Origin of the sequence: Kitasatospora hibisci (genome assembly GCF_043950205.1) — a bacterium.
Classification (GTDB): Bacteria; Actinomycetota; Actinomycetes; order Streptomycetales; family Streptomycetaceae; genus Kitasatospora; species Kitasatospora hibisci.
The window spans coordinates 7,461,366-7,480,321 of the sequence record NZ_CP171642.1 but is presented as its reverse complement, the minus strand read 5'-3'; the positions used below and the strand labels follow the sequence as shown (position 1 = coordinate 7,480,321).

Below are 18,956 nucleotides of genomic sequence, written 5' to 3'. Positions count from 1 at the left end.
TCGGCCGGTCGCCGGGGTCAGAACCGCACGGCCTTGACCACCACCGGGAGCAGCGTCTGGTCGGCGGGGGCCCTGCTGAAGGCGACCGGCTGGGCCTGATCGCCGGCCGGCAGGTGCTCGGCCCCGACCACCGAGCTGTCCACCGTCTTGCCGCTGGTGTCGGTGAAGTCGACCTGCACCGCGTACGACGCGGTGTCGAGGCCGCTGTTCGTGATGGTCACCACGACCGCGTGCAGACCCCCGGTCCGGGCCCGCGGCACCCCGGTGATCACGATGTCCCCGAGCGCGTTCCCGCCGGTGTCCAGCGTCGCCAGCACCTGCGACGCCCGGGCCCGCGCCTCCTCGCCCTGCGCCGCCACCGACGCCTCGAACGAGGCCGCCGCAGCGGCGGCGGACGCGGATGCGGCCGAAGCCGACGCCAGCGCCGACGCCGCGGCCGACGCCAGCGGGGACGGCGGCTCCCCCGAGAACTGCGACGGCTCGGGCGCCGCGGTCAGTGTCGTGGCCGGCGCCGTCGCGATCGACGGGTTGGTCGACGAGCTGCTGCACGCCGCCAGCACTCCGACCGTGCCCACCGCCACCACGAACGCCACCACTCGTACCCGCGCGCCGCACCGACGCGGCAGTCCCTGAACTTCGCGCACCGAGGTTCCCTCTCCCGACTCCACTGCCTCGGGCCCGACGGCCCGCACGCCCCATGCTTCGCAACAACCACCCCTCACCGCGAACCCTGCTCCCCCGTTCGAGTGGGCCCCCGCCCCCGGATCCCCCGACCGCGTGGAAGACCGCGTTCGGGCTGAATGCCCGCGATCATCGAGAAGCCGGGCCCGAGTCGCCGTCCCGGTCCTGGGGTGGGCGGCGGGGCCGGGGCCGCAGGGTAGGGCTGCGGCCGGCTGACGGCCGAGGACGCTCGGACCTGGAAGCGTGACCTGTCGCTCAAATGCCGCTCGGGCCAGCGGCCGAGCCAGAACGCAGCAGTGGACTCCAGTTGTCCTTCGGTTGACCCGTCGTGTGGGAGGTACTCGGTCGGGGCCACATGGCCCTCGCCGGACTCCGACCGGCTGACGGTGCGGTGCCAGACGTCCACTGCATCCTCGGAAGACGGGGTGGCACGCGCAGTGCTGACGCCCTCGGTTTCCTCGATGTTCAAGCCAACGGACTGGTATCCGGGCGAGGCGAAGAAGTCCAGCAGGTCCTCCGGTCGACCAATTGCTGTCCGCAGTGTCGGAGTTGCAGTCGACAGGGCCGTCGAGGCTCCCCCTACCTTCACTCGCGTTCAGAGAAGAATTCACACCACCGGTCATCGATCAGCGTGCCGTTGAGGGCTGTCCCGTAACCGACCTCCGAGATGGCCGCCCAGGTCCTGTCGATGGTCAGCCGCCGGGACGATCGAGGGGTAGCTCCCGTGGGGGATCCTGATCGTGCGTACAGGCGACGCACTGTCGTTGAGGTTCGACGATGGTGAGGATCATGCCGATCACACGTCTCGCCCTTCCGCTCGGCGACACCGAGCGCCCCGTCCCCGTCTGGGCCCTCCGACTCGCCAAGGCCCTCCCGTTCGTCGTGCTGCCGCACTGCCTGTGGCGGCTGCCGTTCGCCGTCGACTTCCGTATGGGCATGATCGACCCGGCGGCCCCGGCGGCCGCTCCCTGGTGGACTCCGTTCTACGTCGTCGGGCTCAGTGTGCTCACCGAGGCACTGGCTCTGCTCACCACCGGCTTGGTGAGCGGGTGGGGCGAGGTGGTGCCGCGCTGGGTGCCGTCTATCGGCGGTCGGCGGGTGGCGCCGCTCGCAGCGGTGATCCCGGCGGTCCTGGGTAGCCTTGCACTGGTGGCGATGTTCGACCTCTACCCGCTCGCCTGGGCGGGCGTCTTGCCCGAGGTGGGTTACAGCAACGGATGGTGGACGGCCCTGGCCCGGGTGTGCATCACCCCGGCGATGTTGTGGGGGCCGATCGTGCTGGCCCTGGCCTGGGCCTACTACCGGCGGCGCCGACCTGCCTGATGGGCTCGTTGGCCCGGACCGGCCGAGCCCGGATGGCTCCGTGCATGCGAGCGAACGCAGGGCCGGACAGCATGATTCGCCGCGGCACAGTGGCCGTGATCGTCCGGCTCCCGGCAAAAGAGGATGAGACCGTCTCGCGGCGGCGTGTGTGATCACGGCGTCGGAGCCGTCCTGGACAACCCCGTTCTCAGGGCTGAGCCCGTGCTCGGCGGTGTAGGCGCCATCTGGGACTACGAGGCGCACCTGCCGCCCGAGTGCCAGCTGTCGACCGACAGTCTCCGGGGCAGGGCGAGCATGCAGCAGCTCGCGCAGACGCCTGCCCTGGGCAGGTTCTTCTCGGTGCGGCACTGGACGAACAGCGCGACGTGGCGGGGGTGTCCTGCATCGCTGACGGCCCGGACTCCTGGTTCGCGGAGCTGGTCCTGGAGCGGGGCGGCACGCTGGAGGTAGTCATCCCCGCCGAGGAATACCGGGAGTCGCTCCCCGCCGACCACCAGCCTCTGTACGACCGGCTGCTGAGCCGTGCGGCCGCGGTCCACCGTACGGGGATGACCGCCTCGGACTCAGCCGCGCACATGGCGGGCAGCGAAGTCTTGGTGGGCCTCTCCGACCTGCTCCTGGCCGTCTGGGACGGGAAGCCCGCGTGGGGCTACGGGGGTACGGCGGACGTGGTCGGCTACGCGAGGGGCCGTGGGGTGCCGGTGCGGGTGGTGTGGCCGGAGGGGGCCGAGCGGTAGGGCGTCGTACGGGCCGTCACCAGACGAAGGTCGGTGGGTGGATCATCACTGCGACGGCCAGGATCATCGGGATGAGCAGCTGGGCGGTGAGGGCGCCGGTCATGGCGAAGCGCCAGCGGCGTTGGGGGGTCGAACGGCTCCCGGCGAGGGCCGCCCCCAGCAGCGAGCCGAACAGGGCGACGGCCAGCAGGGCCAGCGTCAGGTTGACGCCGGTCCGGTGCCGTTCGGGGGCGCCCGACGCCTCCCGCAGCAGGGCTGCCAGCGCGAGCCCGTCGATCACCGCCGTCATGGCGCCGAACACCCAGGCCCCGACCGTGTCCGCCGTTCGGCTGCCCGCGCCTCTGATCCCCGTCCCGGCCATTCCGCCGCCCCCTCAGCGCCCGAATCCGAATCCTCATGATGGTACGGCGCCGATCGCACCGCCCCGGGCGGTGTGATCGGCGCCATGTCGGCCGTACGGGAACCAACCGACGGGCTCGCCCGACTGCTGGGGGGTGAGTGCGATGTCGCCGGGTGGCCGGCCGTTCAGTGTGTTGGCGGGGTTCGCCCTGCTGTTGGTGGTGGTGTTCGGGGTGGCCTTCGCCGCGGGGCGCGCGGCCGGGCCGGTGGCGCCGGGGCTGACGCCCGGCAGCGGCGGCGGGGGCGCGCCCGGGATGAGCGGGCACGACATGGGGGCGGGCCGGTGAGTTCCCGCACGGACCGGGCGGCCGGCTCTCCGGTCAGCACCGACCTGGCCGTCGGCGGGATGACCTGCGCCGCCTGCGTGAGCCGGGTGGAGAAGCGGCTGGCGCGGATCGAGGGCGTCACGGCGGGCGTCAATCTGGCCACCGGACGGGCCCGCGTCCTGCACCCGCCCGGGGTAGGTGTCGACGAGCTGGTCGCGGCGGTCGAGCGGGCCGGGTACACGGCCGAGCCGGCCGCCGACTCGCCGCCCGCGGCGGACCTGCCGGAGGAGCCCGGCGAGCGCCGGCGGCTGCTGGTGACGGCGCTGCTGGCGGTGCCGGTCCTGGTGCTGTCGATGGTGCCGTCGATGCAGTTCCCGGCCTGGCAGTGGGTCTGCTTCGGGCTGGCGGTGCCGGTGGTGAGCTGGGGCTCCGCCGCCTTCCACCGGCGGGCCTGGCAGGGCCTCAAACACGCCGCGGCGACCATGGACACGCTGGTCAGCCTCGGCGTGGTGGCGTCCTTCGGCTGGTCGGCGTACGCACTCGTGTTCGGCGGCGCGGGGCAGGTCGGCATGCGGATGCCGTTCTCGCTGACCGCGGACGGCGGCGGCGCGGCCCACGTCTACCTGGAGGCCGCCGTCGGGGTGCCGCTGTTCGTCCTGGCCGGGCGGCTGCTGGAGGGCCGGGTGCGGCGGCGCAGCGGTTCGGCGCTGCGGGCGCTGGCGGAGCTGGGCGCGAAGCAGGTGTGCGTCCGCGAGCCCGGGTCCGGGCGGGAGCGGCTGCTGCCGATCGACCAGCTGCTGCCGGGGCAGGAGTTCGTGGTCCGGCCGGGCGAGCGGGTGGCCACCGACGGCGTGGTGGTGGACGGCGGCTCGGCGCTGGACCTCGGTCTGCTCACCGGCGAGAGCGTGCCGGTGGAGGTCGGCCCCGGGGACCGGGTCGCCGGGGCGACGGTGAACGTCGGCGGCGCCCTGGTGGTCAGGGCGACGGCGGTCGGCGCCGACACCCAGCTCGCCCGGATCAGCGCGCTGGTCGCGGACGCCCAGACCGGCAAGGCCCGGGCGCAGCGGCTGGCGGACGCCGTGGCCGGGGTGTTCGTGCCCTGCGTGCTGGCGGTCGCGGTGTGCGTGCTCGGCTTCTGGCTCGGCGCGGGCGCCGAGCCCCAGGCGGCGGTGACCGCGGCGGTCGCCGTCCTGGTGGTGGCGTGTCCGTGCGCGCTGGGTCTGGCCACGCCGACCGCCCTGCTGGCCGCGACCGGTCGCGGTGCGGAGCTGGGCGTGCTGGTGCGCGGCCCGGAGGTGCTGGAGAGCCTGCGCCGCATCGACACGGTGGTGCTGGACAAGACCGGCACGCTGACCACCGGGCGGATGGAGCTCGCAGAGCTGACCACCGCCCCGGAGGTGGACGAGGACCAGGTGCTGCGGCTGGTGGGAGCCGTCGAGCACCGTTCGGAGCACCCCGTCGGGAGGGCCGTCGTGGGGGCGGCCCGGGACCGGTGCGGCTCCGAGCCCCTTCCGGCGGTGGCCGGCTTCACGGCCACCGCCGGAGTCGGGGTCAGCGGCACGGTCGAGGGGCGGCTGGTCCGGGTGGTACGTCCCGACGACGCCGCGGGTCCGTTGCCGGCCGGGCTGGCCGCCGCGGTGGCCCGGGCCGGGGAGGCCGGACGGACGCCGGTGGTGGCCGAGCTCGACGGCCGTCCGGCCGCCGTCCTCGCGGTCGGCGACGCGCTGCGCGCCGGCAGCTGGCGGGCGCTCCACCGGCTGCGCGGGATGGGCCTGGAGGCGGTCCTGCTGACCGGGGACGGCCCCGGCGCGGCGCGGGCCGTCGCCCGCGAGCTGGGTATCACCCGGGTGCACAGCTCGGCGACGCCCGAGCGCAAGGCGGAGGTGGTCGCCGAGCTGAAGGCGGCCGGGCGGACCACGGCCGTGGTCGGCGACGGCGTCAACGACGCGGTCGCGCTGGCGTCCGCGGACCTCGGGGTGGCACTGGCCTCGGGCAGCGACGCCGCGATCGGCGCGGCCGGGCTGACGCTGGTGCGCGGCGACATCGAGGCGGTGGTGGACGCCGTCCGGCTGGCCCGGCGCACGCTGGCCACGATCCGGGCGAACCTGCTGTGGGCGTTCGGGTACAACGTGGTGCTGATCCCGCTGGCGGCGGTCGGGGTGCTCAACCCGATGCTGGCGGCGGTGGCGATGTCGCTCAGCTCGCTGCTCGTGGTGGGGAACAGCCTGCGGCTGCGGACGTGGCAGCCGGCGCGCGGCGGTTCGGGCGGCGGACGGCCGGGCGGACGGGGCCGGCGGGGTGGCCGTGGCGCCCTGATGGCCGGGAACGCCGGGGGTGCCCGGTGAGGACGCGGACAGGTCGGGCGGGCCGGCCCGGGCGGGCGGTGGAGCGGGTGGCGGGTGGTGGGCCGCCGGTGGCGGCGGCCGTGGTGGCCCTGGCCCTGCTCTGCGGTTGGACGGCCGCCGGCGGGGCCGGGCGGCAGCGCCCGGTGGAGGCCGGGCCCGGCTGGGTGTTGCTGCCCGCCTCCGGCGGGTCGACGGCGACATCGGCGGCGACGGCCTTCTTCACGGTCCGCAACCCCGGCGACGTACCCGACGAACTCATCGGAGCCGATTGGGAGCTCGGTGGCCGCATCACCCTGAAGCGGCACCTGCACCGGGGCGCGTCCGGCCGGTGGGAGCCGGCCGCGGGACTGCCGGTCCCTGCCCGCGGCGAGCTGGCGATGTCGCCCGAGGACACCGATCTGATGATCGTCGGCCCGCCGCCGCTGCGGGCCGGCCAGTGGGTGGAGTTCACACTCCGCTTCCGGCACAGTCCGGACCTCACCGTTCGGGCCGAGGTGGTCCCACCGGGCGGTCGGCGCGCCGACCGCCCGGAGTGAGCCACGGCGGCGGCTGACCCGGTTGGCAGGCGGAGTGGGAAGTCGGACCTGCCGACCTCCCACTCCGGACCGGCGCCCCGCAGCTTCCGGCCGGCGGCGCCCCGCGGCGCGACCGATCAGTGTGTGACCGGCGCGTCGAGCGTCTCCTCGACCGGGCGACGCGGCGTCGCGCTGCCCGGCGGGCCGTAACCGATCCGGAGCACCAGCTGGACGTGGCCTGGGCCGTCGGCCGGATCGCGCAGGCCCCAGCGGGTGTCGGGCCACTCCATGGCCTGGTGCCAGACCGTCAGGCGCACGCCGTGGACGGTCGCCAGCAGCCAGACGCGCTCCAGCGCCTGCCCCGTGCGCAGCCAGTCGGCGGGCCGGTCGGTGCGGGTGGCGAGCATGCAGAGCTGGGGCAGCGCCTCGAACCGCTCGGCCGGCCGCGCGGGCGCGTCCCGGTGCGGCGGGCGGCCGGCGAACTCGCGCATCGGGACGCGGGCGTCGCGGTCCTGCGAGCCGAGGGCCGCGAACGGGATGCCGTCGACGGCCTCGCCCGCCACGTCGTCGGAGCGGAGCCAGGCACGGGCCTCGGCCTGGCGGTCCGGATCCTGGGAGGTCCGGTCCTCCGCCTCGGCGGTGAGCGCTAGCACCCGCCGGACGCCGCTCTCCTCCAGTGCGGCGAGCATGGCGCCCTCGGCCTCGGCGGCGGCGACGAGTTCGCCGAGCACCGCCTCCGGGACGTCGCGGTTGCTGAACGGCTGGCGGCTGGAGTGACGTCGGGTGATCGCCGCGTGGAGGTCCCGGCCGAACGGTTCGGCGTCGCGGACGGCCGCCGAGAGGTCGAGTCGGGCGAGCAGCCCCGGGGCGTCCGGGTCCGGGAGCAGCTGGGCGGCCGGCTCCCGGCCGAGCCGGAGGGCGGCAACCCGCAGGTTGAACAGGGCCGCGCCGGCCGCGATGTGCAGTGCGGCGCCGGTGGGATCGGCGAGCGGCACGGTACGGGCGGGGTCGGCGAGCACGTCGATGCCGTGCCCGTCCTCGGTCGGGCGGAACCGCCAGGGCTGGCTGTTGTGCAGGGACGGCGCCGCGCCGCCGGCGGCGGCGAGCAACCGCAGGTCGGCCGGGGTGAGGGTGGGCTCGGTCATGGTGATCCTCTCCTTGCCTCTGGCCTTTCCTCTGGTCTCTTCCTTGGCCGGGTCGGGCCGGGTCGGGCCGGTCGGGTGGGTCGAGGCGGTCGGGTCGGACGGCCGGACGGGCCGGTCGACCGGGTGACGCCGAAGGAAGCCCGTTCGACCGGCTGCGCGGCCCGCCGCGTGCGCCGGGCGGGGCCGGCTCCGGTACTCCCGGGGGTGCGCCGGTACTCCCGAGGGTGCGCCCGGCGGCGGCCGGACGGCAGGGTCGAACGGCCCGGGTTCCGGCGCCCGCCGGACCGGCCGCCACCCACCTCCACCACCAGTCGACCACCAGCCGCCGCACGCCGCCCACCGCCCACCGCCGTCAGTCGTGCGGCACGACCGCCACCGGTGCCTGCGCGTGGTGGAGCACCGCGTGCGCCACCCGGCCCAGACGCGGGCCGAAGTCGTGCGGGCGGCGGCGCCGCCCGATCACCACCAGCTCGGCCGTCTCCGAGGCCTCGACCACCGCGCGGGCCGGGCCGAGCCGGACCTCCTCGACCACCTCCGTCCCGGGGTACCGCTCGCGCCAGTCCGCCAGGGCCTCCGTGAGCGCCTTGGCCTCAAGACCCTGCAGCTCCGCCGTCTCGGGCGGCGACGGGACGAAGCCCACGGCCGCGAACGCCGGCGGCAGGTCCCAGCCGTGGACGGCGCGGACGCGGGCACCGCGCAGCTGCGCCTCCTCGAAGGCGAAGGCGAGCACGGCCTCGTTCGGTGCCTGGACGTCGACCGCGACCAGGACCTCCGGAACGGCACCCGTCGCCGCCCCGGCCTGCGCCTCGGCCGGCCGGACCACGACCACCGGGGACGAGCTGCGCGCGACGGTCGCCCGGCTCACCGAGCCGAGCAGCAGGCCGGTGAAGCCGCCGAGGCCCCGCGAGCCGAGGACCAGCAGGCCGGCGGCCTCGGCCGCGGCCACCAGGCCGTCCACCGCGGCGTCGAGCACCACGTCGGTGTGCGCGTCCAGGCCGGGGTGGCCGGTCCGGAGCGTGCCGGCGATCTCGGCGAGCATCCGCAGAGCACCGGCGGGCAGCGAGTCGGCGTCGGCGAGGGCGGACCGGCCGTCGGTCAGCCAGGGCCAGACGTGCACCAGGCGCAGCGGCGCGCCCCGGCGCAGTGCCTCCTCGGCAGCCCAGTGGGCGGCGGCGGTGCTCTCGGGCGAGCCGTCGACTCCGACCAGAACAGGTGGGGTCATGGGAGGTTCCTTCCGCTGCGGGCCGGTGCTGGGCGGGCGGCACTCCCTGACGCGCCGTCCGACAACCCCACCCTCGCCGTCGGGCCGCACCCCGGCCCAGAGCCGCACGGCCCGCACCGCCGGGCCTTTGGTCCCACCCACCGGACCCGCCGGGGCAGTTCGCCCCGGCCCCGGCGTTTCGGACATGCTTCCCCGGGCACTACCGTGAATCCGACAGTCCTTCTGGTCGGGCGACCGGAGGGTGGTTCCGCATGCGTGCGGACCCGGCGGACAGAACGACGAGACGGACAGACCCACGAGGAGGACGCCGGTGGGCGGCGCGGACGGTACGCGGGCGGGCACCGGCGGTTCGGCGAACGGCCGACCTGCCCGCCCTGCGGGCGACCCTACGGGCACCATGACGGCCTGCCCGGCGGGCGCCGGGGCGGACGGCCCGGCGGCAGCCCGCCCGGGGGCGGGCGCAGGCGGTGGCGGTACCCCGGCAGAACACCAGGGATCCGGCGCACCTGCCGCCGCCCCCGGGCTCCACTCCGGCGCACCGATCGCCCGGAACGGCGCACCCGCCCGGATGCCGCAGCTGCGCCTGGACGAACTGCTGGAGGAGCTCCAGTGGCGGATCGACGCGGCCCGCGGCACCCGCGACCGAGTGCACAGCCTGCTGGAGGCGGTGCTCGCGGTCGGCCGCGAGCTGGACCTCTCACAGGCCCTGCACCGGATCGTCGAGGCCGCCGCCGACCTGGTCGACGCCCGCTACGGCGCGCTCGGCGTGATCGGGCCGGACGGGCACACCCTCTCGCAGTTCCTGACGGTCGGTCTGACCAAGGAGGAGATAGAGGCGATCGGGCCGCTGCCGGCCGGGCGCGGCATCCTCGGCGAGCTGATCCGCCACCCGCAGCCGCTGCGCTGCCCGGTGCTGTCCGAGCACCCGGCCTCCGTCGGGTTCCCGCCGAACCATCCGCCGATGCACACCTTCCTCGGGGTGCCGGTGCGGGTGCGCGGCGAGGCGTTCGGCAACCTGTACCTCACCGACAAGCGCGGCGGTCTGGACTTCGACGCCGACGACGAGGCGGTGATCGCCACCCTCGCGGTCGCGGCCGGGGTCGCCATCGACAACGCCCGGCTCTACGAGGAGGCGCAGCGGCGCCAGCGCTGGCTGCAGGCCAGTGCCGAGATCACCCGCAGCCTGCTCTCGGGCGCGCCCCGCCTGGAGGTGGTGGAGCTGATCGCCCGCCGTGCACGGGAGATCGCGGGCGCCGAGCTGGCGGACGTCTCGGTGGCGCTGGCCAGCCCGGAGGAGCGGGCGGCCGAGCTCACCGTGGAGGTGGCACTGGGCGCCGACCCGAGCGGCCGGATCGGGGTGACGGTGCCGGTGGACGGCACCCTCTCCGGGGCCGCGTACGCCTCGGGCTCGCCGGTGACCAGCGACGAGCTGGCGGGCGACGCCCGGTTCCCGGCCGGTCGGCCGAACCGTTTCGCCGGCCTCGGGCCGGCGGTGGCGGTGCCGCTGGGCACCGGGGCCGGGTTCGGGCGCGGTGTCCTGCTGCTGGCCCGGGCAAGCGGACGGGAGCCGTTCACGGCCGAGGAGACGGGCCCGCTGCTGGGCTTCGCCGACCAGGCCGCACTCGCTCTGGAACTGGCCGAACGGCGGCGAGACGCCGAGCAGTTGACGCTGCTGGAGGACCGCGACCGGATCGCCCGGGACCTGCACGACCTGGCCATCCAGCGGCTCTTCGCCACCGGGATGACGCTGCAGAGCGCGGGCCGGCTGATCGAGAGCCGCAGCGCCTCCGACCGGGTCAGCCGGGCGGTCGCCGACCTGGACGAGACGATCAAGATCATCCGGTCGACGATCTTCGGCCTGCGCGCCCACAGCGAGCCCGACCGCGGTCTGCGCGCCCGCGCCACCCGCACGGTCGGCGAGGCCCAGGCGACGCTGGGCTTCCCGCCCCGGCTCAGCATGGAGGGCCTGCTCGACACGGACGTGCCGCAGGAGCTGGCCGAGCACGTCATGGCCGTCCTCGGCGAGGCGCTCAGCAACGCGGCCCGGCACGCCCGGGCGAGCCGGGTGGAGGTCGTACTGCGGGCGCTGGCCGGTCGGGTGACGCTGACGGTCACGGACGACGGGGTCGGGGTGCCCGACGGCGGGCGGCGCAGCGGGCTGCGCAACCTCGCCGAGCGGGCCGAGCAGGTCGGCGGCAGCTTCGAGCTGCAGTCGGCCGAGGGCGGCGGCGCGAGGCTGGTGTGGGAGGCCCCGCTGGGGGTCTGAGTGCCCGCCGTCGACGGCGGGGCGCGGCACGGGCAGGGCGCGGCACGGCGGGAGGCGGCCTCCCACCCGGGAGGCCGCCGTCCCCGGTCAGGGTCCGGCCGCCAGCCGCCGGCCGACGACCAGCTCGGGGCCGATCCGGATCAGCACCTCGCTCCGGGCCGTGGGTCGGTCCTCGCACGCCGGGCCGGTCCGAGCGACCGCCGGGTCCGGCCCCGCGAACCCGTCACCACCGGCGACCTCGGCCGGCCGTACCTCGGCGCGGCCCAGGACGGTGACGAACCAGCCGGTGCCGTCGCCGTCGTCCACGTCGTCGGCCTCGAAGGCGGTCACCGCACCGTCCACCGCCCGGACCAGCTCCGACCCGGCGTCGACCGCGAACAGCACACCGCCGTGTTCGTCGACCCGGAACGGCACCGGCAGCACCGCCGGCAGGGCGCCGAGGGTGTAGACGACCCGCCCGACCGGCGTGCCGGCCAACAGCTCCAGCGCCCGCGTCTCGTCCAGCTCCGGGGCCGGACCGACGTCCGCGGAACGGTCCAGGACGACGTCCGCGGCCAGGCCCGCGGCGAGATCCCGGCTGGGGGCGCCGTACGGCCCGGCCTCACCGGGCGGCTCCTGCTGCGGGGACTGCGCTTCACGATCGGCATCCATGCCAGCGATGGTCGCCCGCCGGGCCCCGGGACGACGAGGGCCGATGGTCCTGCCGAGGGTCCCGTCCGGCGGCCCGCGCCGGATCCGGCGGGAGGCCCGCCACAGGGACCGGAGGCGCACGGATCTGTAGCACACGGATCGACCGGCAGTACGCCCCCAGGCCCGGGTACCCGGCGCAGTCCGGCCCCGGGTGCCCGCGCAGGCAGGCCCGGGTGCCCGACGCCGTACCGCTGCCCGGCTCGTACGCTGGCCGGCGGCAGCCCGCCACGATCCCGAGGAGCGCCGTGTCCACCAGTCCCCCGCCGGAGCAGCCCGTCGCGCCCGAGGCGAGCCGGGAGCGGTGGCGGCAGGTGCGCGACCACCTGAACCGCAGCCGGTTCGAGCTGACCCGCTCGGCCGCGGCCGGGCACGCCCCGCGCGAGTTCGCCCCCGGCGGCAGGCTACTGGCGCGCCGGCACTGGATTCCCGCGGCGCCGGTCCCCCTGGACCGGGTCCGGCTGCGCTGGCAGGAGCCGGCCCCGGCGGCTCCGATCGACGGCCGCCGCCCCGAGCTGGACGCCGTCCTCCCCCGGCGGGCCGACGGCACCCCGTACGAGACCTACGCCGACGCGGTCGGCGGCCTGGCCCGGCCCCGGCTCTTCGAGAACCGGGGCTGCTACCGGCTCCTGGAGGTGGCGGAGGACGCCGCCGTTCCGACGCTGACGTTCGGCCGTGGCCGCTACTTCGACGTCATCGACACCTGCGAGGCGGCGGCTCACGAGTACGCGGCCGCGGCCCTGTCCGCACCCGGCGGGCCGGGGCCGGAGGCCGGAGCCACCCCGTTCCGGGACGTCGTCGGCGATCCGACCGACCTCGCCCGGCGGCCGGTCCTGGCCGCCGTCAGCACGCTGGCCGTCCGCCACGACCGGCGGACCGGCACCGCCGAGTTCGTCCTGCACTGGCGCGACCCGGCCAAGGTCGCCAGCGGCGGCGGGCTGTTCCAGGTGATGCCGGCGGGCATGTTCCAGGCCTCCCACGACGCGCCGTGGAACGAGGCCAACGACTTCGACCTCTGGCGGTCGGTCGTCCGCGAGCTCAGCGAGGAACTGCTCGGCGGCGGCGAGGACTACGGGAGCGGCACCACCCCGATCGACTACGACGCCTGGCCGTTCCAGCGGACCCTGGCCTCGGCCCGGTCGGCCGGGACCCTGCGGATGTACTGGCTCGGCCTGGGCGTGGACCCGCTCACCTTCGTGACCGACCTGCTCACCGTCGCCGTGTTCGACGCCGAGCTGTTCGACGAGGTCTTCGCCCGGATGGTCGCCGACAATGACGAGGGACACCGCGTCCGGCTCGACGACGGCACCGGGCACGCCACGGGCATCCCGTTCACGGCCGAGCAGGTGGAGCGCCTCGCCGACCGCGAGCCGATGCAGCCGGCGGGCGCCGCGCTGCTGCAGCTCGCGTGGCACCACCGCGGGGTGCTCCTGAACCGGCGCTCGGAGCAGCGGTAGGGCCGTCGGCGCCGAAGACGTCGATCCGGGCTCTCTGCAGCGCTCTTCCTGCGGGGTGCTGCGGCCCCTGCGCGACCCGGCCGAGGCCGACGGGGAGGACGGGAGCGCCGAAGCCCGGCCGGGCCGCGCGGCCCGGTCGGGCGCATGCCGGAGGTGCGGCCAGGCGAGCGCCCAGGTTCTGCGATCAGTGCGGCGCCGAGCTGCCCGAGGACGGCCGGAAGTCGCGGCGGTACCGGTGATCGACCATCGCCCCTACGGGTGACTCGCTCCCTGAGCCGTGATCAAGAACAGGTAGAGGAGCAGCAGCGTGTCGATGGTGGTGCCTGCGATCAGCATGCGGCTGGCCGACCGGAGCAGGGCTGTGACGCCGAGGACGATCCCGGTGACGAGGAGTGCGGCGCCGAGCCTCAAGTGTCACTGTCACCCCGAACCTCTACCACTGCGTTCCGACGATCGGCCAGCGACTTCACAGCCGCCATCGCGCACGGAAGCAGGGCGGCGGACGAACGCGCTTCGCCCGTCCGGGGGTTCAGCCGCGTGGACGGGCGTGCTGGCCGGGGTGCGCGGGGGCGGGCGACTGGCGTCGCTCGGTGGCGATCAGCGCGGCCTGGACGCGGCGCTCGACGCCGAGCTTGGCCAGCAGCCGGGAGACGTGGTTCTTCACCGTCTTCTCGGCGAGGTAGAGGCGCTCGCCGATCTGGCGGTTCGTCAGCCCCTCGCCGATCAGCTCCAGCACCTCCTGCTCGCGCGCCGTGAGCTCGGGCCCGGCGGTGGCCGGCTGGGCCGGCTCGGCGTCGCTGCGCAGGCGGTTCAGCAGGCGGGTCGCGGCGCCCGCGTCCAGCATGGAACGGCCGGAGGCGACGGTGCGCACGGCGGACACCAGGTCGGTGCCGCTGATCTGCTTGAGGACGTATCCGGCGGCGCCCGCCATCACGGCGTCCAGCAGCGCCTCCTCGTCGTCGAACGAGGTGAGCATCAGACAGGCCAGGTCGGGCATGCGCGAGCGGAGTTCGCGGCAGACCGCCACACCGTCGCCGTCGGAGAGGCGGACGTCCAGCACGGCGACGTCGGGGCGCAGCGCGGGAACCCGGACGAGGGCCTGCTCGGCCGTGGCGGCCTCGCCGACCACCTCCAGGTCCGGCTCGCTGTCCAGCAGGTCGTGGACGCCGCGGCGCACCACTTCGTGGTCGTCCAGCAGGAACACCCTCACCGGCGCCGGCGTCTCGACGCCCCCCGATATGCTCGCCATCTCGCGGCTCCACCTTCCCGTGCCCCGGCACGCTGCCGCGGGTCCATCGCATCATGCCTGGTCGGTGGCCGGTTCCCCAGGGCCCAACGGCCCCATTTCGGCGCGGCTCCGCCCGCGCGGCAAAGCGCCCGCCCGCGGTCGGGGCGGGAGGCGGCCGCGCGGGGCCGGCGCCGCGGCCCTACGTGCAGGCGGCCCGGCGCGGGGGTGCCCCGCGCCGGGCCGCGGACGTCCGGTCAGGGGCGGTGGCGGCGGGCGTTGCCCAGGCCGACGAGGAGGAACGCCCCCGACACCGCCACCGCGCTGCCGGCCGCGGCGGCCAGGCGGGGGGCGAGCGCGCCGCCGCCGGCCAGCAGGATGGAGAGCGCGCCGAGCGAGGAGACCGCCAGGCCGACCAGCAGCCAGCCCACCAGGGCCACGGCCGCCGGGCGCGGGCCGCGCGGAACGGGCCCGGCTTCGAGCATCGCCCAGCGCAGCCGGTCCTCGCGCCGCTCGGCCCGGCTCTGTGCGAACGCCCGGATCCGCAGCAGGACGCCGGCGACCAGTCCGGCGAGGGCGACCTGCGCCGCGGGCTGCCAGGCGGGCACGGCCAGCAGCAGTCCGCCGGCCAGCGCCAGCGCGGCCCACCAGACGACGCAGGCCGCGGCCGCGGTCCGGACCGACCGGGGGCGGTCGTCGCCCGCCCGGAGGTCGGCGACGGCGGGCAGGTACCAGACGCAGCCGGAGGCGGTGATGGCGGCCGTGCCGATGGCCAGAACGGTGTGGGACATGCCGTGCGCTCCTCAGCCGATGGGGTTCGAGCGGTGGTGTGCGGGTGCGGACGGGCGATGGTCGGCGCCCGGGGTGGTGATCGGTGCGGCCGTCCCCGCCCGGCCGGGGGCATCGGGGAGGGGCGGGCGGGGACGGCATCTCGGGTGGCCGCCGGGGCCGGTGCCCCGGCGACCGTGTCAGCGCTCCTGCGACTCCGGCGCGGCCGGCCCGTTCGCCGCCCCCGGCGCCTGTGGCGGCGCCGCCTGCCGGGACCGCCCGGGCCCGCCGGGCGCGGCCTCGGCCGAACGGGCGAGGCCGCGCCGGACGGGGGTGTCGTACACGGCGGGGACGACCCCGGCGAGGTGCTTGGCCGGCTCGCCGGTGTTCTCCAGGTGGTCGATGGCGGCGATCTCCGGGTGGTGCAGGTCGAACGCCGGGGATTCGGAGCGGATCCGCGGCAGCGTCGCGAAGTTGTGCCGCGGCGGCGGGCAGGAGGTGGCCCACTCCAGCGAGCGGCCGTAGCCCCACGGATCGTCGACCGTGACCTTCTCGCCGTACTTGGCGGTCTTCCAGACGTTGTAGAGGAACGGCAGGATGGACAGGCCGAGCAGGAACGAGCCGATCGTGGAGACCGTGTTGAGCGTGGTGAAGCCGTCGGAGGCGAGGTAGTCGGCGTAGCGGCGGGGCATGCCCTCCGCGCCGAGCCAGTGCTGCACCAGGAAGGTGGCGTGGAAGCCGATGGTGAGCGTCCAGAAGGTGATCCGGCCGAGTCGCTCGTCGAGCATCTTGCCGGTCATCTTCGGCCACCAGAAGTGGAAGCCCGCCATCATCGCGTAGACGACGGTGCCGAACAGCGTGTAGTGGAAGTGCGCGACGACGAAGTACGAGTCGGAGACGTGGAAGTCGATCGGCGGGGCCGCGAGCAGCACGCCGGTGAGCCCGCCGAAGAGGAACGTCACCAGGAAGCCGACGGTCCAGAGCATCGGGGTCTCGAAGCTCAGCGAGCCCTTCCACATGGTGCCGACCCAGTTGAAGAACTTCACCCCGGTGGGCACGGCGATCAGGAAGGTCATGAACGAGAAGAAGGGCAGCAGCACCTGACCGGTGACGTACATGTGGTGTGCCCAGACCGTCACCGAGAGGCCGGCGATGGCGACGGTGGCCGCGATCAGGCCCGCGTAGCCGAACATCGGCTTGCGCGAGAAGACCGGGATCACCTCGGAGATGATCCCGAAGAACGGCAGGGCGAGGATGTACACCTCGGGGTGGCCGAAGAACCAGAAGAGGTGCTGCCAGAGCATCGCACCGCCGTTGGCGGGGTCGAAGACGTGCGAGCCGAACTTGCGGTCGCACTCCAGCGCCAGCAGTGCGGCGGCCAGGACCGGGAAGACCATCAGCACCAGGACCGAGGTGAGCAGCACGTTCCAGCAGAAGATGGACATCCGGAACATGGTCAGGCCGGGGGCGCGCATGCAGATGATGGTGGTGATGAAGTTGACCGCGCCGAGGATGCTGCCGAAGCCGGAGAGCGTGACGCCCATGATCCACATGTCGGCGCCGACGCCGGGCGAGTGGACCGCGTCGGACAGCGGGGCGTAGAGGAACCAGCCGAAGTCGGCCGCGCCCTGCGGGGTGGCGAATCCGCCGGCGGCTATCAGCGAGCCGAACATGAACAGCCAGTAGGCCAGCATGTTCAGCCGCGGGAAGGCCACATCGGGGGCGCCGATCTGGAGCGGCATGATCCAGTTGGCGAAGCCGGTGAACAGCGGCATGGCGAACAGCAGCAGCATCACCGAACCGTGCATGGTGAAGGCCTGGTTGAACTGCTCGTTGGAGAGGATCTGCGTCCCCGGCCGGGCGAGCTCGGCGCGCATGACCAGCGCGAGGATGCCGCCGATCAGGAAGAACCCGAACGCCGACACCAGGTACATGGAGCCGATCGTCTTGTGGTCGGTGGTCGTCAGCAGCCTGACCAGGGCCGAGCCGGGCCTTCGGACCCGGACCTCCCCCGGCCGGACGGCGGACGGCGGCGGCGCGCTGTCGCCCTGTGCCTCGATGGCGCTCAAGGACGCACTCCTTCGGAACTACTGCGGATGGATGGCGATCCATGATCAGAACTCGACACCCCTGCGCCCCAGGGTCCTTGGACCCAGCGCCCGGGGGTCGGTGGGCCTCGGTTCCGGGCCTGCGCCCGGGACCTCTGCCGACCGGCCCGGCCGGGACGCCACCCCGCAGGCGGGCCGCCGGACGGCCCCGTCGGACCGCTCCAGGCACGCCGAAGCGCCGGTACGGGGCGTGGAGTCGGGGCGAACTCCGACGGCCCGTACCGGCGCGTTCCAGGACCCCGTCCAGCGAGCTTGCGATGGAGGGGAGTTGCCACAGACCGGCGGCCCGTGGCGGACGGCGCTACCCGTCGGCCTCCGCGGTGAGGCGGAAGCCTGCGACGAGGTCCGGCCGGATGGCCACGGTGTGGTCCATGGAGGCCGCCACCCAGGGGTGCAACACCTCCCGGTAGCGCGCCAGTTGGTCCGGATCGGTGACCGGACGCGCGTAGCCGGTGACGACCACGCTCCACCCGAGCCTGGTCACCGGGTCGATGGCGTCGGCCTCATAGGCGACGACGACGCCCTCCTCCGCACCGACCGCCCCGCTGAGCGCGGCGCCGTCGTGGGTGCGGATCACCACGGTGTCGTCCAGCAGCAGGTGGTTGACCGGGCGGACGGCCGGCAGCGCCCGCGAGGTGAAGACGATCCGCCCGAACGGGACGCCGGCCAACAGCTTCAGCGCCTCGGCCCGTTCGAGCGGCACGAGGTGACGCGGCGGTACGCCCCCGTCCGGCGGGAGCGCACCGGCCGGCGGCGCTGCGCCGGGCGTCGGAACGCCCCCGAACGCCGGCACCGGCGGAGCGGACACCCCGGACGGCACGGCCACCCCCGCAGACCCCACCGACGCTGCCGACCCGGCCGGACGGCGCCGCGCCCGGACTCGCCTGCGCACGGCCTCGCCGCTCACGAGGCGGCCGCGATCAGCCCGAGCCGCCCGTCGAACCGGCGGTAGAGCACCCGGCCGCGGCGGGTCGCCGGGTGGGCGAAGAACAGGAAGGGCAGCTCTGCGGCGGAGAGCCGCGCGACCGCCTGCTCCTCGGTCAGCTCCGGTGCACCGCAGGGGCTCAGGGTGAACGGGACGGCCGGCCGGAGCGGCGGCCCGGCGGCAGCCGTCCGGGCCAGCCGGTACCCGGTGGGGCCCACCCGGTAGACGACGGCGTCGGTCTCGGTGACGGGGTCGGTGAACAGGTGGATGTCGAAGTCCATCGCGTCCATGGTCCGGGCGGCGGCATCCGGCGAGCACCGGACGAGGCCCACCCGCTTGCGCCGTACGATGCTCAACGACTCTCCTTCGCAAGGGACTTCCGCGAGCGGTCGGGGCGTGTCCGGTACGGGGGCGGCAGCGGGGCCCCGGCCGCGCACCCGCCGCGGCCACGGGCGGGGCGACCAGCCGGCGGCCACCGTGGCGATCCGGCCGCGCAGCCCCTCGGCCAGCCGGTCCAACGCCTCGCCGTGGTCCGCGGCGGTCTCCTGGACGCGGATCCGCCGGCCGTTCACCTCGGCATTCACCTGCGCCAGCACGGCCCCCGCGCCGATCCGGCCGACCCGCACCCGGACCGCCTCGACCAGGGCGTCCGCCCTGCCCGCGACGGCCGCGACCCGGGCCCGCGCATCGGCCGCCGCACCCCGTGCCAGCTGCCCGTCCATCTGCACTGTGACCAACCCGCCCACTTCGGACCCTCTCCTGTCCCTCCGTGCGCCGCCGGGCCTGCCCCGGGCCTGCGTCGCACACCCTGTTCGGCGCCCACCCTCCCTCCCTGCGCGACCACCGACAAGGGCCTAACGGCCCCACCCCACCTGCCCCTGGACCCC

Annotated in this window: 17 protein-coding genes and 1 pseudogene; 8 read left to right on the top strand and 10 right to left on the bottom strand. The window is 75.4% G+C overall.

Translation table 11 applies throughout. From position 1 onward, the window contains the following. Positions 1–17: 17 nt before the first annotated feature. Positions 18–317, bottom strand: coding sequence for a hypothetical protein (locus ACF9IK_RS32570; protein WP_395297659.1), 300 nt, complete (start codon positions 315–317; stop codon positions 18–20). On the opposite strand from ACF9IK_RS32570, the gene ACF9IK_RS32565 reads away from it, so the two are divergent. From ACF9IK_RS32565 to ACF9IK_RS32555, 3 genes are all read left to right on the top strand, one after another. Then, the gene (locus tag ACF9IK_RS32565; RefSeq protein WP_395297658.1) at positions 298–633 is read left to right on the top strand and encodes a hypothetical protein; all 336 of its coding nucleotides are present in this window, start codon (positions 298–300) and stop codon (positions 631–633) included. The genes ACF9IK_RS32570 and ACF9IK_RS32565 overlap by 20 nt on opposite strands. A gap of 837 nt (positions 634–1,470) precedes the next feature. Beyond that, positions 1,471–2,004 (top strand): hypothetical protein, encoded by a 534-nt coding sequence (locus tag ACF9IK_RS32560; protein ID WP_395297657.1) that lies wholly within the window; start codon positions 1,471–1,473, stop codon positions 2,002–2,004. Positions 2,005–2,351: 347 nt separating this feature from the next. Then, a complete protein-coding gene (locus ACF9IK_RS32555) occupies positions 2,352–2,741 on the top strand; it encodes a hypothetical protein (RefSeq protein WP_395298741.1) in 390 nt (129 codons plus the stop codon). Positions 2,742–2,757: 16 nt separating this feature from the next. Here the strand turns inward: ACF9IK_RS32555 and ACF9IK_RS32550 are convergent, their stop codons facing one another. Then, entirely contained in the window at positions 2,758–3,030 is a 273-nt protein-coding gene (locus ACF9IK_RS32550) for a hypothetical protein (RefSeq protein WP_395297656.1), read from the bottom strand. A gap of 214 nt (positions 3,031–3,244) precedes the next feature. Here ACF9IK_RS32550 and ACF9IK_RS32545 point away from each other — a divergent pair, with 214 nt between their 5' ends. Genes ACF9IK_RS32545 through ACF9IK_RS32535 form a run of 3 tightly spaced genes read left to right on the top strand, consistent with a single transcriptional unit; the run spans position 3,245 to position 6,287 of the window. Beyond that, complete coding sequence (locus ACF9IK_RS32545; RefSeq protein ID WP_395297655.1) at positions 3,245–3,427, top strand: hypothetical protein; 183 nt, start codon at positions 3,245–3,247, stop codon at positions 3,425–3,427. Continuing rightward, on the top strand, positions 3,424–5,751 hold the full coding sequence (locus ACF9IK_RS32540; RefSeq protein WP_395297654.1) for a heavy metal translocating P-type ATPase: 2,328 nt from the start codon (positions 3,424–3,426) through the stop codon (positions 5,749–5,751). Before ACF9IK_RS32545 ends, ACF9IK_RS32540 begins: the two co-directional genes overlap by 4 nt. After that, positions 5,748–6,287, top strand: coding sequence for a copper chaperone PCu(A)C (locus ACF9IK_RS32535; RefSeq protein WP_395297653.1), 540 nt, complete (start codon positions 5,748–5,750; stop codon positions 6,285–6,287). The genes ACF9IK_RS32540 and ACF9IK_RS32535 overlap by 4 nt, the downstream gene beginning before the upstream one ends. A 116-nt stretch (positions 6,288–6,403) precedes the next feature. On the opposite strand, the gene ACF9IK_RS32530 is transcribed toward ACF9IK_RS32535, so the two are convergent. Together ACF9IK_RS32530 and ACF9IK_RS32525 are read right to left on the bottom strand one after the other, a co-directional pair. Beyond that, positions 6,404–7,411, bottom strand: coding sequence for an Acg family FMN-binding oxidoreductase (locus ACF9IK_RS32530; protein ID WP_395297652.1), 1,008 nt, complete (start codon positions 7,409–7,411; stop codon positions 6,404–6,406). 352 nt (positions 7,412–7,763) lie between these two features. After that, complete coding sequence (locus ACF9IK_RS32525) at positions 7,764–8,633, bottom strand: universal stress protein (RefSeq protein WP_395297651.1); 870 nt, start codon at positions 8,631–8,633, stop codon at positions 7,764–7,766. A 568-nt stretch (positions 8,634–9,201) separates the two neighbouring features. Between ACF9IK_RS32525 and ACF9IK_RS32520 the strand changes: the two genes are divergently transcribed. Next, entirely contained in the window at positions 9,202–10,899 is a 1,698-nt protein-coding gene (locus ACF9IK_RS32520; RefSeq protein ID WP_395297650.1) for a sensor histidine kinase, read from the top strand. A gap of 87 nt (positions 10,900–10,986) precedes the next feature. On the opposite strand, the gene ACF9IK_RS32515 is transcribed toward ACF9IK_RS32520, so the two are convergent. Beyond that, positions 10,987–11,550, bottom strand: a complete 564-nt coding sequence (locus ACF9IK_RS32515; protein ID WP_395297649.1) for a pyridoxamine 5'-phosphate oxidase family protein — start codon at positions 11,548–11,550, stop codon at positions 10,987–10,989. Positions 11,551–11,834: 284 nt separating this feature from the next. On the opposite strand from ACF9IK_RS32515, the gene ACF9IK_RS32510 reads away from it, so the two are divergent. Further along, the gene (locus ACF9IK_RS32510; protein WP_395297648.1) at positions 11,835–13,043 is read left to right on the top strand and encodes a hypothetical protein; all 1,209 of its coding nucleotides are present in this window, start codon (positions 11,835–11,837) and stop codon (positions 13,041–13,043) included. 529 nt (positions 13,044–13,572) lie between these two features. Here the strand turns inward: ACF9IK_RS32510 and ACF9IK_RS32505 are convergent. The 5 genes and pseudogenes from ACF9IK_RS32505 to ACF9IK_RS32485 all read right to left on the bottom strand — a co-directional run bounded on the left by ACF9IK_RS32505 (position 13,573) and on the right by ACF9IK_RS32485 (position 18,797). After that, positions 13,573–14,292: a response regulator gene (locus ACF9IK_RS32505; RefSeq protein WP_395297647.1), complete on the bottom strand. Its 720-nt coding sequence runs from the start codon at positions 14,290–14,292 to the stop codon at positions 13,573–13,575. 233 nt (positions 14,293–14,525) lie between these two features. Next, complete coding sequence (locus ACF9IK_RS32500) at positions 14,526–15,059, bottom strand: hypothetical protein (RefSeq protein ID WP_395297646.1); 534 nt, start codon at positions 15,057–15,059, stop codon at positions 14,526–14,528. Positions 15,060–15,392: 333 nt separating this feature from the next. Further along, positions 15,393–17,105: pseudogene (gene ctaD / locus ACF9IK_RS32495) on the bottom strand (aa3-type cytochrome oxidase subunit I); the annotation flags it as partial. 340 nt (positions 17,106–17,445) lie between these two features. Next, positions 17,446–17,847 carry a pyridoxamine 5'-phosphate oxidase family protein gene (locus tag ACF9IK_RS32490; RefSeq protein WP_395297644.1) on the bottom strand — a complete coding sequence of 134 codons (402 nt, stop codon included), beginning with the start codon at positions 17,845–17,847 and terminating at the stop codon, positions 17,446–17,448. 200 nt (positions 17,848–18,047) lie between these two features. Then, positions 18,048–18,797 (bottom strand): sigma 54 modulation/S30EA ribosomal C-terminal domain-containing protein, encoded by a 750-nt coding sequence (locus ACF9IK_RS32485; RefSeq protein WP_395298740.1) that lies wholly within the window; start codon positions 18,795–18,797, stop codon positions 18,048–18,050. Positions 18,798–18,956 lie beyond the last annotated feature (159 nt).